This is a genomic window from Streptomyces sp. NPDC040610 (assembly GCF_055594065.1).
This window is the reverse complement of record NZ_JBVIXA010000003.1, coordinates 1-2043: the sequence shown is the minus strand read 5'-3', so window position 1 is coordinate 2043 and position 2043 is coordinate 1. Positions and strand designations below refer to the sequence as shown.

The 2043-nt window shown below is 74.1% G+C and carries 2 protein-coding genes; one reads left to right on the top strand and one right to left on the bottom strand.

Annotated elements, in window-relative coordinates; genetic code table 11:
- Positions 1-168: 168 nt before the first annotated feature.
- Complete coding sequence (locus tag ACZ6AA_RS12630) at positions 169-1218, bottom strand: bifunctional DNA primase/polymerase (RefSeq protein WP_471457904.1); 1050 nt, start codon at positions 1216-1218, stop codon at positions 169-171.
- 372 nt (positions 1219-1590) lie between these two features.
- Here ACZ6AA_RS12630 and ACZ6AA_RS12625 point away from each other — a divergent pair, with 372 nt between their 5' ends.
- On the top strand, positions 1591-1902 hold the full coding sequence (locus tag ACZ6AA_RS12625; RefSeq protein ID WP_380834809.1) for a hypothetical protein: 312 nt from the start codon (positions 1591-1593) through the stop codon (positions 1900-1902).
- Positions 1903-2043 lie beyond the last annotated feature (141 nt).

Genomic DNA, 2043 nt, shown 5'->3' with positions numbered 1-2043 from the left:
GGTCCAACACGCACCACCCCCCCCCCCCCCCCCCCCCCCCCTCCCCCCTCCCCCCCCCCCCCCCCCCCCCCCCCCCCCCCCCCCCCCCCGCCACTTTCTTTTTGTCCGGGGCGATTTGGGGAGGCATTTGGAGGGGGCGGGGTGGGAGCGGGGCGGTGGCGGCGCACATTATGCGTGGCCCGTCAGGCGTGCCGCCGACGCTATCGTCGACGCCGCCTCGCGCGCGGTGAGGCCCACACGGACGGCCGCGTCGGTGAGCGGTGCGGTGAGTGCTTCGCCGAAGCCGTTCTCGTACGCCCGGCATGCCGCCCAGAACAGCCGGGTGTTGCGCTGCCCCGCGTGCGCGGCGAGGACGAACTGGACCAGGCCCTGGCCCTGTTGGGGGTCCGCGGGGGCGCCCGCGTGCGCGGGCCGCGGTCGGCGTCGGGGGGACGGGGTGAGCAGCCGCAGGAGCGCGGGCGGGCAGGTGGCCGGCGGGAGGTGGGCGGTGCCGGGGACCGCGCTGTAGACGCCGTGTTCGGTGCGGGAGCCCGGGCCGACCAGATAGCCGCCCGCGCCGCGGATGTCGATGCCGGGGGCCAGACGGCCCGCCGAGTTGGGCACGACGGTGTCGGCAGGCCCGGCCAGCCAGATGTGGCGGCCCCCGCTCGGCGTCGCCACGACGACGGTCTCCGGGATCGTGAACAGGTGCCGCAACGCCAACTCCCGCAGTTCGGCGGGGGCGTCGACGCCGGACTTGGTGTCCAGGTCGATGCCGATCAGGTGGTACGGCGGCAGCCCGCAGGCGATGCCGTAGCCGGAGGCCCAGGGGGCGGAGGCGAACAGCTCGCGGATGCGGTGGGGGTCGGTCGACGCGTCGTACACACCGTGTCCCATGCGGCCGCACTCGCCGCGGCAGGGCGAGGGATAGGGATGCGGTTGCGGCGGGGCGTCGTGGTGCCTCGCGTCCTCGTGGTGCGGGGAGCGCAGCGCCGGGAGCTTCGTCCGGGACAGCGGGATGACGGCGAGGCCGCGCTCGGCGGCGGTCAGGGCGTGGGCCAGCGCGAGGGTGGCGGTGCGGCGGTCGGCCCGGTCCGCGGCGGCCTGGGATTCCGCCGAGCGGGACTCGGCGTGCGGCTCGGCCCCGTGGGGCTCCGCCGCGTGGCGGGGGGTGTGGTCGGCGGCGCGCTCGGTGGCACGGCGGTCGATGTCTGCGGCATGGCGGTCGATGGGGGCCATGACTTCAGTTTCGTACAAACGTTCGATGAAGGGAAGGGGGGTGGCCCGGGGTGGCGCGTCGGGCGCGGACGGCGCCCCCCACTTGGGTCCGCTGCGGGAACGCTTCAGCCCGTGCGGCGCCTGGCCTCGGCCGTCGGAGCGGCGCTGAGCTGCGACTTCGGGGCGCAAAGCGTGTTTATCGACTTGTCCTCACGCTTGCGGGGGAATCAGGCCTTCCGGGGTGGTTCCCAGGGGGCGCGGTGGGCAACTCTGGTCTCGCGACGTCGTGCAGATGCAAGACCGAGGCGGTCGGCCAACCGCCTTGGAGCAAGCGCTACTTGAGGCGCATCCGGCTTCCCGCCGGTGCGAATCTCCCGTTCTGGAGGAAATAACATGGCAAGCATCCGTACCGCCCGCGCCCTCGCTGCTGTCGCGGCCCTGCCCCTCGCCGCCGCTCTCTTCTCCGGCGTTGCGATGGCCGACAACGGCTCGTTCGCGGACGACGGATCCAACGCCGGAGTGGCTACGGTCAACGGCAGCGGCGTCGGCGACGACAACAACGGCAACTCGTCCACGACGCAGCAGCAGGCGGTTGGCAACGGCGCCTCGAACCAGAGCAACACGGCCCAGGTGAACGGTTCCGCGTTCACGGAGATCGACCAGACCAACGCGAACGTCGCCGTCAACTTCAGCGAACTGTGGTGACCTGGGGCCTCGTTGGGGAGTGATCCTCGGGGCCTGCTCCAAGGGGTGATGTGACAGTTGCGGGGGGGGGGGGGGGGGGGGGGGGGGGGAGGGGAGGGGGGGGGGGGGGGGGGGGGGGGGGGGGGGGGGGAGGGGGGTGTT